Annotated in this window: 15 protein-coding genes; 4 read left to right on the top strand and 11 right to left on the bottom strand. The window is 65.4% G+C overall.

From position 1 onward, the window contains the following. Positions 1–1,335, bottom strand: coding sequence for an MFS transporter (locus ACQKPS_RS01330; protein WP_427602241.1), 1,335 nt, complete (start codon positions 1,333–1,335; stop codon positions 1–3). Between the two features lie 155 nt (positions 1,336–1,490). Continuing rightward, positions 1,491–2,180, bottom strand: a complete 690-nt coding sequence (locus ACQKPS_RS01335) for a FadR/GntR family transcriptional regulator (RefSeq protein ID WP_254480452.1) — start codon at positions 2,178–2,180, stop codon at positions 1,491–1,493. Positions 2,181–2,446: 266 nt separating this feature from the next. On the opposite strand from ACQKPS_RS01335, the gene ACQKPS_RS01340 reads away from it, so the two are divergent. The 4 genes from ACQKPS_RS01340 to ACQKPS_RS01355 are packed head-to-tail and all read left to right on the top strand — an operon-like array spanning position 2,447 to position 5,288. Next, positions 2,447–3,232 carry a transporter substrate-binding domain-containing protein gene (locus tag ACQKPS_RS01340; protein ID WP_313201289.1) on the top strand — a complete coding sequence of 262 codons (786 nt, stop codon included), beginning with the start codon at positions 2,447–2,449 and terminating at the stop codon, positions 3,230–3,232. Between the two features lie 22 nt (positions 3,233–3,254). Next, positions 3,255–3,920 carry an amino acid ABC transporter permease gene (locus tag ACQKPS_RS01345; RefSeq protein ID WP_254480450.1) on the top strand — a complete coding sequence of 222 codons (666 nt, stop codon included), beginning with the start codon at positions 3,255–3,257 and terminating at the stop codon, positions 3,918–3,920. Further along, the gene (locus tag ACQKPS_RS01350; protein ID WP_254485588.1) at positions 3,917–4,567 is read left to right on the top strand and encodes an amino acid ABC transporter permease; all 651 of its coding nucleotides are present in this window, start codon (positions 3,917–3,919) and stop codon (positions 4,565–4,567) included. Before ACQKPS_RS01345 ends, ACQKPS_RS01350 begins: the two co-directional genes overlap by 4 nt. Then, positions 4,554–5,288 (top strand): amino acid ABC transporter ATP-binding protein, encoded by a 735-nt coding sequence (locus tag ACQKPS_RS01355; RefSeq protein ID WP_427602244.1) that lies wholly within the window; start codon positions 4,554–4,556, stop codon positions 5,286–5,288. Before ACQKPS_RS01350 ends, ACQKPS_RS01355 begins: the two co-directional genes overlap by 14 nt. 28 nt (positions 5,289–5,316) lie before the next feature. Here the strand turns inward: ACQKPS_RS01355 and ACQKPS_RS01360 are convergent, their stop codons facing one another. The 9 genes from ACQKPS_RS01360 to ACQKPS_RS01400 all read right to left on the bottom strand — a co-directional run bounded on the left by ACQKPS_RS01360 (position 5,317) and on the right by ACQKPS_RS01400 (position 14,687). After that, complete coding sequence (locus ACQKPS_RS01360; protein ID WP_427602246.1) at positions 5,317–7,467, bottom strand: TonB-dependent receptor; 2,151 nt, start codon at positions 7,465–7,467, stop codon at positions 5,317–5,319. A gap of 68 nt (positions 7,468–7,535) precedes the next feature. Continuing rightward, positions 7,536–7,946, bottom strand: a complete 411-nt coding sequence (locus ACQKPS_RS01365) for a DUF2946 family protein (RefSeq protein ID WP_283723117.1) — start codon at positions 7,944–7,946, stop codon at positions 7,536–7,538. Positions 7,947–8,010: 64 nt separating this feature from the next. Beyond that, complete coding sequence (locus ACQKPS_RS01370; protein WP_427602248.1) at positions 8,011–8,787, bottom strand: ParA family protein; 777 nt, start codon at positions 8,785–8,787, stop codon at positions 8,011–8,013. A 141-nt stretch (positions 8,788–8,928) separates the two neighbouring features. Continuing rightward, positions 8,929–9,948 (bottom strand): UV DNA damage repair endonuclease UvsE, encoded by a 1,020-nt coding sequence (uvsE, locus tag ACQKPS_RS01375; protein WP_427602249.1) that lies wholly within the window; start codon positions 9,946–9,948, stop codon positions 8,929–8,931. A gap of 29 nt (positions 9,949–9,977) precedes the next feature. Beyond that, positions 9,978–10,457: a hypothetical protein gene (locus tag ACQKPS_RS01380; protein WP_427602251.1), complete on the bottom strand. Its 480-nt coding sequence runs from the start codon at positions 10,455–10,457 to the stop codon at positions 9,978–9,980. A gap of 57 nt (positions 10,458–10,514) precedes the next feature. Next, positions 10,515–11,861 carry an OprD family porin gene (locus tag ACQKPS_RS01385; protein ID WP_283723121.1) on the bottom strand — a complete coding sequence of 449 codons (1,347 nt, stop codon included), beginning with the start codon at positions 11,859–11,861 and terminating at the stop codon, positions 10,515–10,517. A gap of 17 nt (positions 11,862–11,878) precedes the next feature. Next, on the bottom strand, positions 11,879–12,667 hold the full coding sequence (locus ACQKPS_RS01390; protein WP_427602253.1) for an ABC transporter ATP-binding protein: 789 nt from the start codon (positions 12,665–12,667) through the stop codon (positions 11,879–11,881). Next, positions 12,664–13,680, bottom strand: coding sequence for a FecCD family ABC transporter permease (locus tag ACQKPS_RS01395; RefSeq protein ID WP_254480439.1), 1,017 nt, complete (start codon positions 13,678–13,680; stop codon positions 12,664–12,666). Before ACQKPS_RS01395 ends, ACQKPS_RS01390 begins: the two co-directional genes overlap by 4 nt. Further along, positions 13,677–14,687, bottom strand: coding sequence for an ABC transporter substrate-binding protein (locus tag ACQKPS_RS01400; protein ID WP_427602256.1), 1,011 nt, complete (start codon positions 14,685–14,687; stop codon positions 13,677–13,679). Before ACQKPS_RS01400 ends, ACQKPS_RS01395 begins: the two co-directional genes overlap by 4 nt. Between the last annotated feature and the right edge of the window lie 61 nt (positions 14,688–14,748).

The following is a 14,748-nucleotide window of genomic DNA, read 5'->3' on the forward strand; positions in this document are numbered from 1 at the left end:
TCAGGCCGAAGTGCGGACCTGAGGGCTCACATCAGTGCCGGATTCGTCATGCAACGAGATCCGCGATGTCTCCGGCAACGCCAGCCCACCCACCAGCGCCACCAGCGCTATCACCACCAGGTAGAACGCCGGCGCCAGGCTGCTGCCGGTCTGCCCGATCAGCCAGGTCGCCACCAGCGGCGCGGTACCGCCAAACAACGTATAGGCCACGTTGTAGGTAATTGCCGACGCGGTGTAGCGGGTCCGCGTCGGGAAGCTTTCCGACAGCAGCGCCGCGGTCACCACGCCACTGCACAGCGCCCCCACCGCCAGCAGGATCACCCCCAGCAGCGCCCCCGACATCGAACCGGAACTGGCCAGCCAGTAAGCGGGGAACACGCAGACCATCACCCACAGGCAGGTGAAGCCAATGGTCTTGCGCCGCCCGACCCGGTCCGAGAAGGCTCCGGCCAGCGGGCAACCGGCGGCAGCGAACAGCAGCGCCACGGTGGTCACCAGCAGCGACTGGGCGCGGGTCAGGTTGCCGACCAGTTGCAGATAGGTGGCGAAGTAGGTGGTGAACATGTAGAACGACAGCGCCGTCAGCGAAATGAACATGCCCAGGTTGCGGATCGCCCGCCCGTGGTTGCGCAGGGTTTCCTTGAGCGGCGAATGTTCATGTTCCTTGCCTTGGGCGACGGCCTCGCGAAACGCCGGGGTTTCCTCCATGCGCCAGCGCAGGTACAAACCCACCAGTCCCAGCGGCGCAGCCACCAGGAACGGGATGCGCCAGCCCCAGGCGGTCATCGCCTCGGCCGACAGGCTGGCCTCCAGGCCATAGGCAATCACCGCCGCACAGGCAAAGGCGGAGAACGTCGAGACCGGCACGAAGCTGCCGTAGAACGCACGCTTGTTGCGCGGTGCATGCTCCATCAGATAGGCGCAGGCGCCGGCGTATTCACCGCCGGCCGAGAACCCCTGCAGGCAGCGCGCCAGGGTCAGCAGCGCCGGCGCGGCAAGGCCGATGCTGGCATAGGTCGGCAGCAGGCCGATCAGGGTGGTCGAGCCTGCCATCAGCAGGATGGTCAACGACAGGATGCGCTTGCGCCCCAGGCGGTCGCCCAGTGCACCGAACACGATACCGCCGAGCGGGCGCAAGGCGAAGGCCACGGCGAACACGGCAAAGGTCTTGAGCAGGGCCACGCTGGCATCTTCGCTGGCGAAGAACTGCCCGGCGATCAGCGTGGCGAGGAAGCCATACACGGCGAAGTCGAACCATTCGACGAAGTTGCCGATGGCCGAAGCGGCGATGACCCTGCGCAGGGTGGCGGGGGATACCTCATGCGATGCAGACATACGGAAGCTCTCCGGTTTCCATAGGCAGCCTGTATGAATGTGGCGCGCTCAGGCACGCCATCGTTGTTATCAAGGGCCAGTAGACCGGGCAGCAGGGGCGGGCGCATCGTTCAGGGCGACATCGGGATGTCTGTTACGACCGCAACGGGCAGGCGTTATACCGAAAACACCACGCCGGTGCGCGAGGCCGCATTGCGGATGTGCTCCTGCATCGCCTTCTGCGCGGCCGCCTGCGAGCGACGGCTCAGGGCGCGGAGGATCTTGCGGTGCTCCTGCCAGGTTTCCATGGCCCGTTCCGGGCGAATGAAGGGCAGCTTCTGGCTCTCGAGGAAGATTTCCTGGCTTGCGGTGATCACCTGCAGCATCGCGTGGTTGCCGCAGGCTTGCAGCAACCGCTGGTGGAACGCGAAATCCAGCCGGGCTGCGGTTTCGAAGCGGCCCGCACGCAACTCCTGATGCATCGCCTCGACATTTTCCTCCAGGCGATCGATGTCGTCTGCGGTCAGGGCCAGTGCCGCCTGCCCGGCGGCAAAGCCTTCGAGGGCGTAACGCAACTGGAAGGTGTCACTGGCCGAGACCTGTTCGGCATAAGGCCAGGCAAACGCCGACGCGGCTGGCACGGGCGCTTGTACGAACACGCCCTTGCCTGGCTGCACGCTGACCAGGCCCAGGGCACTGAGCGACGACAGCGCTTCACGCAGCGATGCCCGGCTCACTCCCAACTGCTCGGCAAGGTCACGCTGGGAGGGCAGCGCATCGCCGGGTTGATAGACGCCTTCGTCAATCAGCTTGCGAATGCCTTGCAAGGCCTGTTCGGGGACGGCGCGGGGGAGGGTATCGAGCATGCTGTTCAGACCGGTCGGAAGGCGATGACTTTGGCTTTTTACGGCGATTACCGTGCGCTGGCAAGCGTTGCTCCGCGCTGGCGCAGGGTTGTGCCCGGCTGCACGAAAGCGGGGCGTGCCGCTCATGGTGCAGGCCGCTGCCGGGCAACTGTTCAGACCAGTAAGACCGTTCAGTGTGCGCTTTCCGGCGCGCTGCGGTGCATTCTGGCATGGCCCCTGCACTGCCCAGCCGGCAGCCCCTTCCCTGAATCTGTGCGAGGCCTCCGATGAAGATATTCCGCCCCCTGTTCCTGGCCACTCTGCTGTGCAGCGGCGCCCTGGCATTGCCTGCCGCGCAGGCCGATGCACTGGCTGACATCAGCGCCCGCGGCGTGCTCAAAGTAGCGGTGCCGCAGGACTTCCCGCCCTTCGGCTCGGTTGGCCCCGACCTCAAGCCCCGCGGCCTGGACATCGATACCGCCCAGCTGCTGGCTGACAAGCTCGGGGTGAAGCTGGCGCTGACGCCGGTCAACAGCACCAACCGCATTCCGTTCCTCACCACCGGCAAGGTCGACCTGGTGATCTCCAGCCTGGGCAAGAACCCCGAGCGTGCCGCCGTCATCGATTTCTCCCGGCCCTACGCACCGTTCTACCTGGCCGTGTTCGGCCCGGCCGAGGTGGACATCGCCGGTATCGAGGCGACCGCCGGCAAAACCATCAGCGTCACCCGCGGCTCGATCGAAGACATGGAACTCAGCGCCGTGGCGCCCAAAGGTGCGGTGATCAAGCGCTTCGAGGACAACAACTCGACCATCGCCGCCTACCTCTCCGGGCAGGTCGAACTGATCGCCAGCGGCAGCGTGGTGATGGCCGCCATCGCCGAGAAAAACCCGGCCAAGGTGCCGGTGGTCAAGGTCAAGCTCAAGGATTCGCCGGTCTATGTCGGGATCGCCAAGAACGAGCCCGCGCTGATGGACAAGGTCAACGCCACGCTGGACGCCGCCAAGGCGGACGGCAGCCTGAACCGCAATGCCGAAAAATGGCTGAAACAGCCGCTGCCGGCCGACCTCTGAGCGGCGCCCGGAGCCTGTCACCATGGCCTATGAATTCGACTTCGCCCCTGTGTTGGCCCAGGCCGACCTGCTGCTCAAGGGCGCCTGGTTCACCCTGCAACTGACGGCGATCGGCACCTTGCTGGGCGTGGCCATCGGCGTGCTGGGTGCCGGCGTGCGCGCCTGGCATGTACGGCCATTCGATGTGCTGTTTGGGCTGTACGTGGAGCTGATCCGCAACACCCCCTTCATCGTCCAGTTGTTCTTCATCTTTTTCGGCCTGCCTGCGCTGGGCATTCGCCTGAGCGAATGGCAGGCGGCGGTGCTGGCTATGGTGGTCAACCTGGGCGCCTATTCCACGGAGATCATCCGCGCCGGTATCCAGGCCATCCCCAAGGGGCAGCTGGAGGCTGCCGCAGCCTTGGCCATGAACCGCTTCGAGGCGTTCCGTCATGTGGTGCTGCAGCCTGCACTGGCCAAGGTCTGGCCGGCACTGACCAGCCAGATCGTGATCGTCATGCTGGGCTCGGCGGTGTGTTCACAGATTGCCACCGAGGAACTGTCGTTCGCTGCCAACTTCATCCAGTCGCGCAACTTCCGTGCGTTCGAAACATACCTGCTGACCACCGCGCTGTACCTGCTGATGGCCATTCTCCTGCGCCAGTCGCTGGCCTGGCTGGGGCAGCGCCTGCTGATGGGGAGACGCTGATGGACTTCACCTTCTGGGACATCCTGCGCAACCTGCTGGTCGGCTTGCAGTGGACCCTGCTGCTGTCGTTGCTGGCCTTCCTCTGCGGTGGCCTGGCCGGGCTGCTGGTGCTGGTCGGGAGGTTGTCGGAACAACCGCTGTGGCGCGGCCTGGCGCGGGGCTATATCGAGCTGTTTCAGGGCACCCCGCTGCTGATGCAGCTGTTCATGGTGTTCTTCGGCATTGCCCTGTTCGGCCTCGATGTGTCGGCCTGGATGGCGGCGGCCATTGCCTTGACCCTGTTTACCAGCGCATTCCTCGCCGAAATCTGGCGCGGTTGCGTCGAAGCGATCCCGCGTGGTCAGTGGGAAGCTTCCGGCAGCCTGGCGCTCAGCCGCCTGGAGCAACTGCGGCATGTCATCCTGCCGCAGGCACTGCGCATCGCCGTCGCCCCGACCGTGGGCTTTTCGGTGCAGGTGGTCAAGGGCACGGCGGTCACCTCGATCATCGGCTTCACCGAGCTGACCAAGACCGGCGGCATGCTGGCCAACGCCACCTTCGAGCCGTTCATGGTCTACGGCCTGGTCGCGCTGGGTTACTTCGTTCTCTGCTATCCGCTCTCGCTGAGCGCCCGTTACCTGGAAAGGAGGCTGCATGCCCCTGCTTAGAGTGTCTGCACTGCACAAGTATTATGGCGACAACCACGTGCTCAAAGGCGTCGACCTGAGCGTCGAGGAAGGTGAAGTGGTGGCGATCATCGGCCGCAGCGGCTCGGGCAAGAGTACCTTGCTACGCACCCTCAATGGCCTGGAGTCTATCAGCGACGGCGTGATCGAAGTCGATGGCGAATACCTCGACGCCAGCCGCGCTGACCTGCGCGCCTTGCGCCAGAAGGTGGGCATGGTGTTCCAGCAGTTCAACCTGTTTCCTCACCTGAGCGTCGGTGAGAATGTGATGCTTGCGCCGCAGGTGGTGAAGAAGGCCAGCCGCAGCGAAGCACGCCAGCTGGCGGAACAGATGCTGGCACGGGTGGGCCTGGCGGAGAAGTTCGATGCCTTCCCCGACCGGCTTTCTGGCGGGCAGCAGCAGCGCGTGGCCATTGCCCGGGCCCTGGCTATGTCACCCAAGGTGCTGCTGTGCGACGAGATCACCTCGGCGCTCGACCCCGAACTGGTCAATGAGGTGCTGGGCGTGGTGCGTCAACTGGCCAGCGAGGGCATGACCCTGATCATGGTCACCCACGAAATGCGTTTCGCCCGGGAAGTGGGCGACAAGCTGGTGTTCATGCACCACGGCAAGGTGCATGAGGTGGGCAACCCTCGCGAGGTGTTCGCTGCACCGCAGACGGCCGAACTGGCCAACTTCATTGGCGCGGTGGCGTCGGCTTAGGACCGCCCGCCACGGCGCGGACCCAGGGTCAGAAGCGCATGTCCACCGCCACCTCGAAGGTCCGCGGCGCCCCCATGTAGTACTGCAGCCCATAGGCCTGCTTGGCATACACCTCATCGGTCAGGTTGCGCACCCGCCCGGTGATGGTGGTGTGTTCATCCAGCCGGTAGCGGGCAAAGGTGCCGAACAAGGTGTAGGCCGGCGCCTTGAGGGTGTTGGCGTTGTCGGCGTACACCGAGCCGACATAACGTGCATCCACCCCCGCCGACCAGGCCGAGGTGAAGCTGTAGGTCAGCCAGAGGTTGGCAACATTGGCCGGCACGTTGACCGGGGCATTGCCCTTGCGCGAAACCGATACGCCGTTGACCGCTTCGTTGAACGCGTCGTACTGCGCGTCGACATAGGCGTAGTTGCCCTCGGCCAGCAGCTTCGGCGTGACCTGCAGCCGCCCGGACAGCTCGATGCCGCGCGAGGTCTGCTGCCCGGCCTGGACTGTCAGGTTGGGGTTGCTCGAATCGCGCACGGCAAAGTCCTTGCGCACGATCTGGTACAGGGCAACGGTCGCCGCGCCTCGCCCTTCGAGGAAGTCGAACTTGCTGCCCACTTCCCACTGCTCACCCTTGGACAGGTCGAAGGTGCCGACATTGGCGTAGGTGGCCGCCGCCAGCGAACCGGCCGGCAGGTCGGCGGCGGTGCTGTATTGGGCGTAGAGGCTGGCCGACGGCGTCAGCTCGTAGGTCAGGCCAATACGCCCGGACAGCGGTTCCCAGCGCCGCTCGAAGAACGTTGGCGAGGTCGGTGTCACCGCGCCGTAGTTGGTTACTTCCATGTCCAGGTAGTCGTAGCGCAGGGCGGTGAGCAGGGCCAGGCGTTCGGTCAGTTGCAGGCGGTTCTCGGCGAACACGGCGCGGTTGCTGGTGACATGCCGGCGCTGCTTGGTCAGCCCGGCGTTCATCCCGGGGGTGTCGTAGAAACTGCCGGGGTCGAAGTGGTCCGGGTCGACCACATCGGTCCAGTTTCCGGACGTCGGGTATACGCTCTGGCGCATGTGCGAGTAGTCCAGGCCCAGCGACCACTGGCTGGCCAGGCCGAACAGCTGGTGGTCGTGACGCAGCTCGATGCGGTCGCCCAGCACGCTCTGTTCATGGCGCTGCAGGTAAGGGCTGGCACGCTGCACATTGCCGTCGCGGGTGTAGCTGTAGCGCTCGACGTTGCGGTAGTCTCGCTGGGCGCTGTAGTGGTAGAGGGTGTTGTGCAGGCTGGTGCCGTCGCTGAGCTGGTAATCGAGCATCGAGCGCAGCCAGCGCACCCGCTGCTCGTAGCGGCCATCGCCGACGTTGTAGTTGTCGAAGCGGCGGCTGTCGTCGATTTTCAGGGTGCTGCGCCCCGGCAGGATCGGCGCCCCCCAGTAGGGGCTGTCTTCGCGGTCCTCCTGGTATTCCAGCGCCAGGGTGTGGGTCAGGTCGGGCGTCAGGTCGCTGAGCAGGGAAAATGCCAGGCTGTCGGTCTTGCGCTGGTTGCGGTCGATGTAGCCATTGCTGCCGGTGTGGCTGAAGTCAAGGCGCATGAAATGGCGGGCATCGACCGGGTTGCTGGCCAGTGCCTGGTTGATGCCGAACGCCACTTCCGAGTCGTCGTAACTGCCATAGCGCACGCGGCCATCGATGATCTGCTGGTCGCGGCTGGCGGTCTTGGTGATGTAGTTGATCGAGCCGCCCACTGCGCCTGCGCCATGCAGGAACGACGACGGTCCGCCGAGCAGTTCGACGCGGTCCAGCACCCAGGCGTCCACTGGCCGGGTGGCGCTGCTGTAGCCGAGGTTGATGCCGTTGAACAGTTGGGTCACCTGGTTCTGGGTGAAGCCGCGGTAGCTGACGAAACCGCCATAGCCCGGGTTGGCCGACGCGTTGACGCCGGTCATGGCGTTGATCACGTCCTGGCTGTCCTTGGCGCCGCGTTCCTCGATGATGCGTCGGTCCGAGACGCTCACCGACGCGGGTGTTTCCCGCGCCGTGAGGCCCAGCCGCGAGCCGGTGCTGATCGGCTGGTCCAGTTGCACGCCGGAGGGCGCATCGCGCTCGCCGTCGATGGTGGTGGCGTTGAGTTCGACGGCGGCATCGTCCGCCCAGGCGAAGGTGCAGGTGCCCATGAGGAGCACCAGGGAGGTATTGCGAAGCATGTTGTTGGGTCTTCCACGCAAAGGTCATGGCTGACGGCGAGCACGCAGGCAGGCGCGCCCGGCTGAAGTCAGGCGAAATGAATAACGGCTGCGGGGAGGACGGCGGGTGGTGCGCGGGGTGTGAGGGCAGGGCGTTGGTAACGGGGCGGCGGTTGTGCCCAGCTGCGCACGACGATGGGCGAAGTGGCCGTGGCTTGTGCCGGGCTGAACGACCAGCCACCGCTGGCGAGTGGCACGGCCAGGCCGAACGAAGAGCACACCGGGCAGTCGAGCTGGGCCATGTGCTGGTCGCTACCGGCGCCGTCGAGGTCGATGGCCACGCCGTGCTCGCTGTTGATCGAGCAGAACCCGCCTTCCAGGCCGGCCAGGCGCAGGCCGCCCATCTGGCCATGGTGCAGGCCACACAGCAACAGGCTGAACAGGACGCTGGCATAGAGCGTCCAGGCAGTCAGGGTGCGGGTGTGCCGGGTGATTTTCATGGCGGCGAATCTATCACCCGGACGAATGGCGGGGTAGTGCCTGGCCGTGACAGGTTGTCGCAGCTCAGGCAGCGCGTTCGAGCACGTCCAGCAGGTCGACGAATTCCTGCGCGAGCTTGTGGCGTGGCGCCATGTGCACCAGCGGTACCGAAACCTGGTGCGACTCGCGCATCTTTATCGAACTGCTCAGGTACACCGGCAGCACCGGCATGCCTTCGTCGCGCAACTGATCGACCAGGGTCTGGTGCAGCGCGGTGCGCCCGGCGAACTGGTTGACCACCACGCCCTCCACCAGCAGCGCCGGGTTGTGATCCTGGCGCAGTTCTTGGACCTCGGCCAAGACGCTGAGCAGCGCCTGGCGCGAGAAGCTGTCGCAGTCGAACGGGATGAGCAGGCGCTCGGCGGCCACCAGGGCACTGAAGGTGTAGAAGTTCAGCGCGGGTGGGGTGTCGATGTAGATCCGCTCGTAGTCCTCGCCCAGCTCGGCCAGCAGCTTGCGCAGCTTGTTGATCTTGAACTTGCTTTCCAGCTTGCTCTGCAGGTCGCTGAGGTCGGGGCTGGCGGTCACCAGGTGCAGGTTGTCGTAGCGGGTTTCAGTGATCGCCACGCGGTGCTTCTTGCCGGCAGCGGTGGCAGGCGAGAGGGTCTGGCGGAAGAAGTCGGTGATACCGGCAGGGATGGCGTCGTCGGTCAGCCCGGTAAGGTAACAGGTGGCGTTGGCCTGCGGGTCGAGGTCGACCAGCAATGTGCGATAGCCTTCGGCGGCGCTGGCCGCGGCGAGGTTGCAGGCGATGCTCGACTTGCCCACGCCACCTTTCTGATTGAAAACCACACGACGCATGAGACGCTCATCCATGAAGTGAAAATGTCAGGTTGGGGTCAATCCTATGACTGGAACACGACAGATTTATGACAAAAGTTGAAACACTAGTTAAGTTCATCTTTGTCGAACCGCAAGCGGTCTACTGCGCTGTTCTGGCGGTCAAGCCCGCTCGACATGGCGCTGGTAGAAATCCAGGGTCGCCAGGTTCTTGTCCTTGGCTTCGAACATGATGTCGAAGCGGTCGAGGAACTGCAGGGCGTAGCGGTTGGTCCAGTCGTTCCACATCTGCGCGCTGTGCATGTACAGGTCGCGTTTGTTGACCTTTTCCAGCAGCTTCGGGATGGTCAGCTTGCTGTCTGCCGCGAAGCCGAGTGCTTGCAGGTGCTCGGGCGGTTGCGAGTAGTGCATGGTCGGCCGCACACCGCGCCAACTGTCGATGATCCTTGCCACGCGTGGGTCGTGCGGGTCGATGTAGTCACCCTCGTGTATCCAGCAGTGGTGGATGTCCAGCACGACGGGCGCAAGGTCGGCCAGTGCCAGGCAGTCGTCGACGCCATAGGTATTCTCGTCGTTCTCGAAGGTGATCACATTGCGTGCCACTTGCGACAACCTGGGCCATACCTGGCGCACACCGGCCGCGCCGAGGCGCCCGGCGATATGCACATTGCACTTGAAGTCCTGAAAGCGCTGGCCGAAGCCCATCATGCGGATCATGTCGGCGTGGTATTCAAATTCGGCCAGGCTGTTTTCCACCACCTCGGGGCGGTCCGAGCCGAGCACACAGTACTGGCCGGGGTGAAATGACAGGCGCAGATCATGGTCCCGAGCCAGCTTGCCGATGGCGGCAAAACCTTCGGCCATCAAGGCCTGGAACTCGCTGTCGCGATAGAGCGGCCCGACGCTGGGGTGGCTGTAAAGCGGCAGCAGGTCGCTACTCAGGCGCACCATGCGCAGCATCGGCGGCAATTCACTGACGTAGGCCAGCAGGCGCAGTTGGGCGTCGAGGTTGTGCTGCACCAGTTCCAGCAGCTTGGATCGGGCCGCTTCGGCACTGGCGCCGGACAGCCAGCGCAGGGTTGTGGTGCGTGGGTTGAAGGTGCGCTCGATGGCCTCCAGCGCTTTGACCGACAGGCTGCGGTGCGGGTGGCGGTACATGCAGGCAAAGCCCAGACGGGGCATGGCAAGTCTCCGGAAGTATCAATCCAGGTTCAGGAGCCCGATTTTTCCAGGGCTTGCAGTTCATCCTCGACCTGCTGCATGCGCTGCTCGGCCACGGCCTGGACCTTTGCATCCCGCGCCGTTTCGCGCATCAGGCCGGTGAGCTTGTCGCTCAGACGCTTGCCTTCCTCGGTCTCTTCCAGCGCCTTGGCCTTGGCCGGGTCGAGGGTGGCGGCGACGATGGTCGCGAACTCAGCGTCGCTGAAGTTCTTTTCACTATACAGCTTGAACAGGTCCTGGCGCTGGTCCTCGACGGTGAGGTGTTTGCGCAGGACGTTGCTGATGGTGGCCGCATCCAGCTGCGGGTGGGTGCGCGTGAGCAGTGCAGCCATGCGCTCGATATTGTGGTCGTAGGCTTCCTGCAACGGCAGGTTGGCCAGGATCTGCTCTTCGCGGCTGGGCTTCTGGTCGCAGGCGGCGAGGGCGGCGGTGATCAGCAGGGGGAGCAGCAACTTCTGGATGCGGGGCATGGGGTGGCCTTGGGCGGGTGTTTCCGAGAGGGGATTATAGCGGTGTGGCAATGACTGTCAGAAACTGCCTGACAATGGCCATTCAACTGCCAGGCGGATCTGATTGCCATCCAGCTCCGCCTGCGCCGTGTTGCCGCGGTGCACGTTGTGCCGCAGCGAGAAGGTGGTGCCCCTGGCCTTGCCACCCTGTACCACATAGCGTGCCTCGAGGTCACGTTCCCAGTGCTTGCCACCCTTGCCATACCCCAGGTACGCATAGCCGCCGTTGGGGTCGACATGGGTGCCGTCGATATCGAAACCGCGTACATACAGGGCAGTCAGGTTCAGCCCCGGAATGCCGTAGCCACCCATGTTCAAGTCATAGCGCGCCTGCCATGACTTTTCATTCGGTGCATTGAAGTCGGACATCTGCACGGCATTGGCAATGTAGATTGCCCCACGCGTGACGTAGTCGAACGGTGTGTTGCCATCCACTTGCTGCCAGCCGAGGCTGTAGCTGTGCGGGCCCTGATTGTAGCGTGAGACCAGGCTCCAGGTGGTGTTGTCGATGCGCCCGGACAACGCCTTGCCGGTGTCGGTGGTGCGGTACAGGTTGAGGTCCAGGCTCAGGCTGCGGCGGTCGTCCATGGCATGGGTCAAGGTGCTGCCGAGGTAGTGCTGGTTCCAGGTGTCTTCGTAGCGCGAGGTGTACAGGCTGCCGCTGAAGGCAGCACCGGGGTTCCATACCAGGCCGGCAAGCTCGAAGCTGTTGCCCTGGCGGCCGTCGGAGTAGTTCACCACGAAGCCCTGGTCGTGGCTGGAAGCGTTGCGGTCGGTGCTTTCGTTGAAGTGGCCGGCAACCAGCTTGAGGTTGTCGATCTCGCTGCTGGTCAGGAAGAGGCCCGTGGCGGTCTCGGGCAGCAGGCGGCTGTCCGAAGAGCTGAACACCGGCGTCTTCACCCGCTGTTCGCCCCAGGACAGCACGGTATTGGATACCCGCAGCTTCAGCGCCGCGCCGCCCCGGCTGTACTCGCTCTTGGGATGGCCGTCGTTGTCCAGGCTCAGCAGGCGCGCCTTGCCGGCACGGCCGCCACCGCTGTCGAGCTGCATGCCCTGATAGGCGTGGGCATCGACGCCGACGCCGATCAGGCCCTGGGTGAAACCGGACTGGAACGTGCCCATCAGGCCGTAGGCCCATTCCTCGGCCAGGCCGTTACGTTCGCTGCGTGGCTTGTAGGCATTGCGCGCGCCGCTGTTACGCCCGCCGTGCTTGTAGTCACGCTGGTCGTAGACCGTGCGGTTGAGAAGGCTCCAGCTGCTGTCTTCGACGAAGCCGTTGCTTTGTGACTGCGCCGAATCTGCCTGGGCAAACGGGGCGAGAGTTGCCAGGGGCAAGGCGAGCAGAGCGGCGGGGCGCAACGACATGGCGGCAAGGTCCTGGTTCAGGGGGCGCGGAAACGCAGGATGCGCGCGCCGTCGAAGGGGTCGGTGAGGTAGTGGGCGTGCACGCCAAAGGTGCTCAGCAGGCGCTCGGGGGTCAGCACCTGCAGCGGCTTGCCGAGGGCCACCAGGCGGCCCTGGTCGAGCACCGCCACACGGTCGCAGGTCAGCGCCTGGTTGAGGTCGTGCAGGGCCACCAGGGTGGTCACCGGCAACGCCTGTACCTGCTGCAGCAGGCTCAACTGGTGCTGGATGTCGAGGTGGTTGGTCGGTTCGTCGAGCAGCAGTACCTGCGGGCGCTGGGCCAGGGCGCGGGCAATGTGCACGCGCTGGCGCTCGCCGCCGGACAGCGAACGCCAGGCCCGTTCACGCAGGTGCGTGGCGTCGAGGTCGGCCAGGGCCTGCTCGACGATGGCCCGGTCTTCCCGGGAAAACGGCGCCAGCGCCGACAGCCAGGGCGTGCGCCCCAGGGCCACGGCGTCGAACACGCTGATCGCGTCGAGGGTGTCGGCCTGTTGCTCGACCAGCGCCAACGCCTGGGCGACGCGCCGGCGTGGCAGGCGTGCCAGCGGCTCGCCGAGCAACTGCACGTTGCCGCTGCTCGGCGTGCGCAGCCCGGCCAGTAATTTGAGCAGGGACGATTTGCCTGAACCGTTGGGGCCGACGATGCCCAAGGTTTCACCGGCCGCCACACTGAGGTCGATGTTGCTCAGCACGCTGTTGCCTGACAGCTGCAGGCCCAGCCCGCTGCAGGCGAGTGGTGCGACTTGCGCGGTATGCATGACGGTCATGGGCGCCCCCGGCGGCTGACCAGGATCAGGGCGAACACGGGCGCGCCGATCAATGCGGTGACCACGCCGACCGGGATCACCTGGCCTCCGATCAGCGTGCGCGACAGCACATCGGCGGCAATCAGGAACAACGCGCCCCCCAGGGCGCTGGCCGGCAGCAGGCGGCTGTGGCCAGGGCCGAGCAACAGGCGCAGGGCGTGGGGAATGACCAGGCCGACGAAACCGATGGCGCCGACGATCGACACCATCACTGCCGTTACCAGTGCCGCACAACTGATCAGCAGCAACTGCGTGCGGCGCACGGCGATGCCCAGCGAAGCCGCCGAGTCGGCGCCGAAGGTGAAGGCATCCAGCGCCCGGCGGTGCCACAGGCACACCGCCAGGCCGAACAGCGCCACGGGCAATGCTTGCCACACCGACGGCCAGCGCACCCCACTGAGGTTACCCAGCAGCCAGAACAGGATGCCGCGTGCCTGTTCGGCGGTGGCCGACTTGGTGATGAGCAAAGCGGTGAGGGCCGTGAACAGCTGAGAGCCGGCGATACCGGCGAGGATGACCTGGGCGTTGTTGTTGCCCGGCCCGGCCGCACGGGCCAACAGCAGCACCAGCAAAAAGGCCGCCAGGGCACCGATGAAGGCGCCGCCGGACATGCTCAGGGCGACGCTGCCCAGGCCCAGCAGGCCAACCAGCACCGCGCCCGTCGACGCGCCGGCGGACAGCCCGAGCAGGTAGGGCTCGGCCAGCGGGTTGCGCAGCAGCGCCTGGAGGATCACCCCGCAGGTCGCCAGCCCCGCCCCGCAGGCAGCGGCGACCAGGGCGCGGGTCAGGCGGTAGTTCCAGACGATGCCGGCGTCGATCGGGTCGACCGCATAGCCGGCCTGCCACAGATGGTTGGCCAGCACCTGGTAGACCACCTGTGGCGACAGGTTGGTTTCGCCGATGGCAGTACCGGCCAGCACGGCCGCGAGCAGGGCCAGCAGGGCCAGGGCGCTGTAGGGCAAGGCTTTCATCATTGCGCCGCTTCACCGCTGGCGAAGGCCGAGGACAAGGTCTGCAGGCCGCGGAACAGGCGGATCCCGGCTTGCATGGCGTCGGCGTCGAGGATGATGATGCGGTTGTTCCTTACCGCATCCATCTGCTTCGTCACCGGGTCGTGGCGGAGGAATTCGAGCTTCTTCCGGTAGTCGTCGGCGGGGTAGCGGCGGCGGTCCATGCGGGCAATGATCAGCCAGGTCGGGTTGGCCTTGGCCAGGGTTTCCCAGCCTACGGTCGGCCATTCCTCGGTCGACTCGACCACATTGTGCACGCCCAGGGTGCGCAGCATGAAGTCGGCCACGCCCTGGCGGCCGGCAACGTAGGGGTCGATGCCGAGGTCGGCGCTGGAGAACCAGAACAGTGCCGAGGTATTCGACAGGTCCTTGCCCGCCAGTTGTTTTTTCGCGCTGTCCAGGCGGCCTTTGAGGTCGGCGTTCAGCGCCGCGCCTCGGTCCTGCACGTCGAAGATCTCGGCCAGCTGGCTGACGCTCTTGTAGATGCTGTCGACCTGGAACGCCTGTAGGCGGGTGCCATCGGCGCCGACCAGGTTGTCCTTGCCTTCGCAGTCCGAGGGCAGCAGGTAGGTCGGAATGTTCAACTCGCTGAACTGTTCACGGGTGGCGACCGCGCCCTGGGCCCCGACCATCCACTCGAACTGCACCGCCACCAGTTGCGGGCGCTTGCCGACCACGGCTTCGAAGCTGGGCTCGTTGTCGGCCAGGCGCGGCACCTTGGCGTTCAGTGCCTGGTATTCGGGCAGTACGTTGTTGAACCACAGCGAGCTGCCGACCAGCTTGTCGCCCAGGCCCAGGGCGTAGAGCATCTCGGTGCCCGCCTGGCCGATGGTGACCGCCCGCTCAGGCGCCTGGGCAAAGGTCAGCGGTGCGCCGCAGTTGTCGACGGTCAGCGGATAGAGGGTGGCAGCGGCCTGAGCCAGGCCGGTGAGGCTCAGGCCGGCCAGCAAGGTGGCGATACGGGGCAGCATGCTGGGCGATCTCCTGTCGGGCAGTTCTGGAGAGGAACGCACGGACAGGCATCGCCGAACC

Source organism: Pseudomonas sp. NPDC086566, assembly GCF_050280885.1.
In the GTDB taxonomy this organism is placed as follows: Bacteria; Pseudomonadota; Gammaproteobacteria; order Pseudomonadales; family Pseudomonadaceae; genus Aquipseudomonas; species Aquipseudomonas vlassakiae.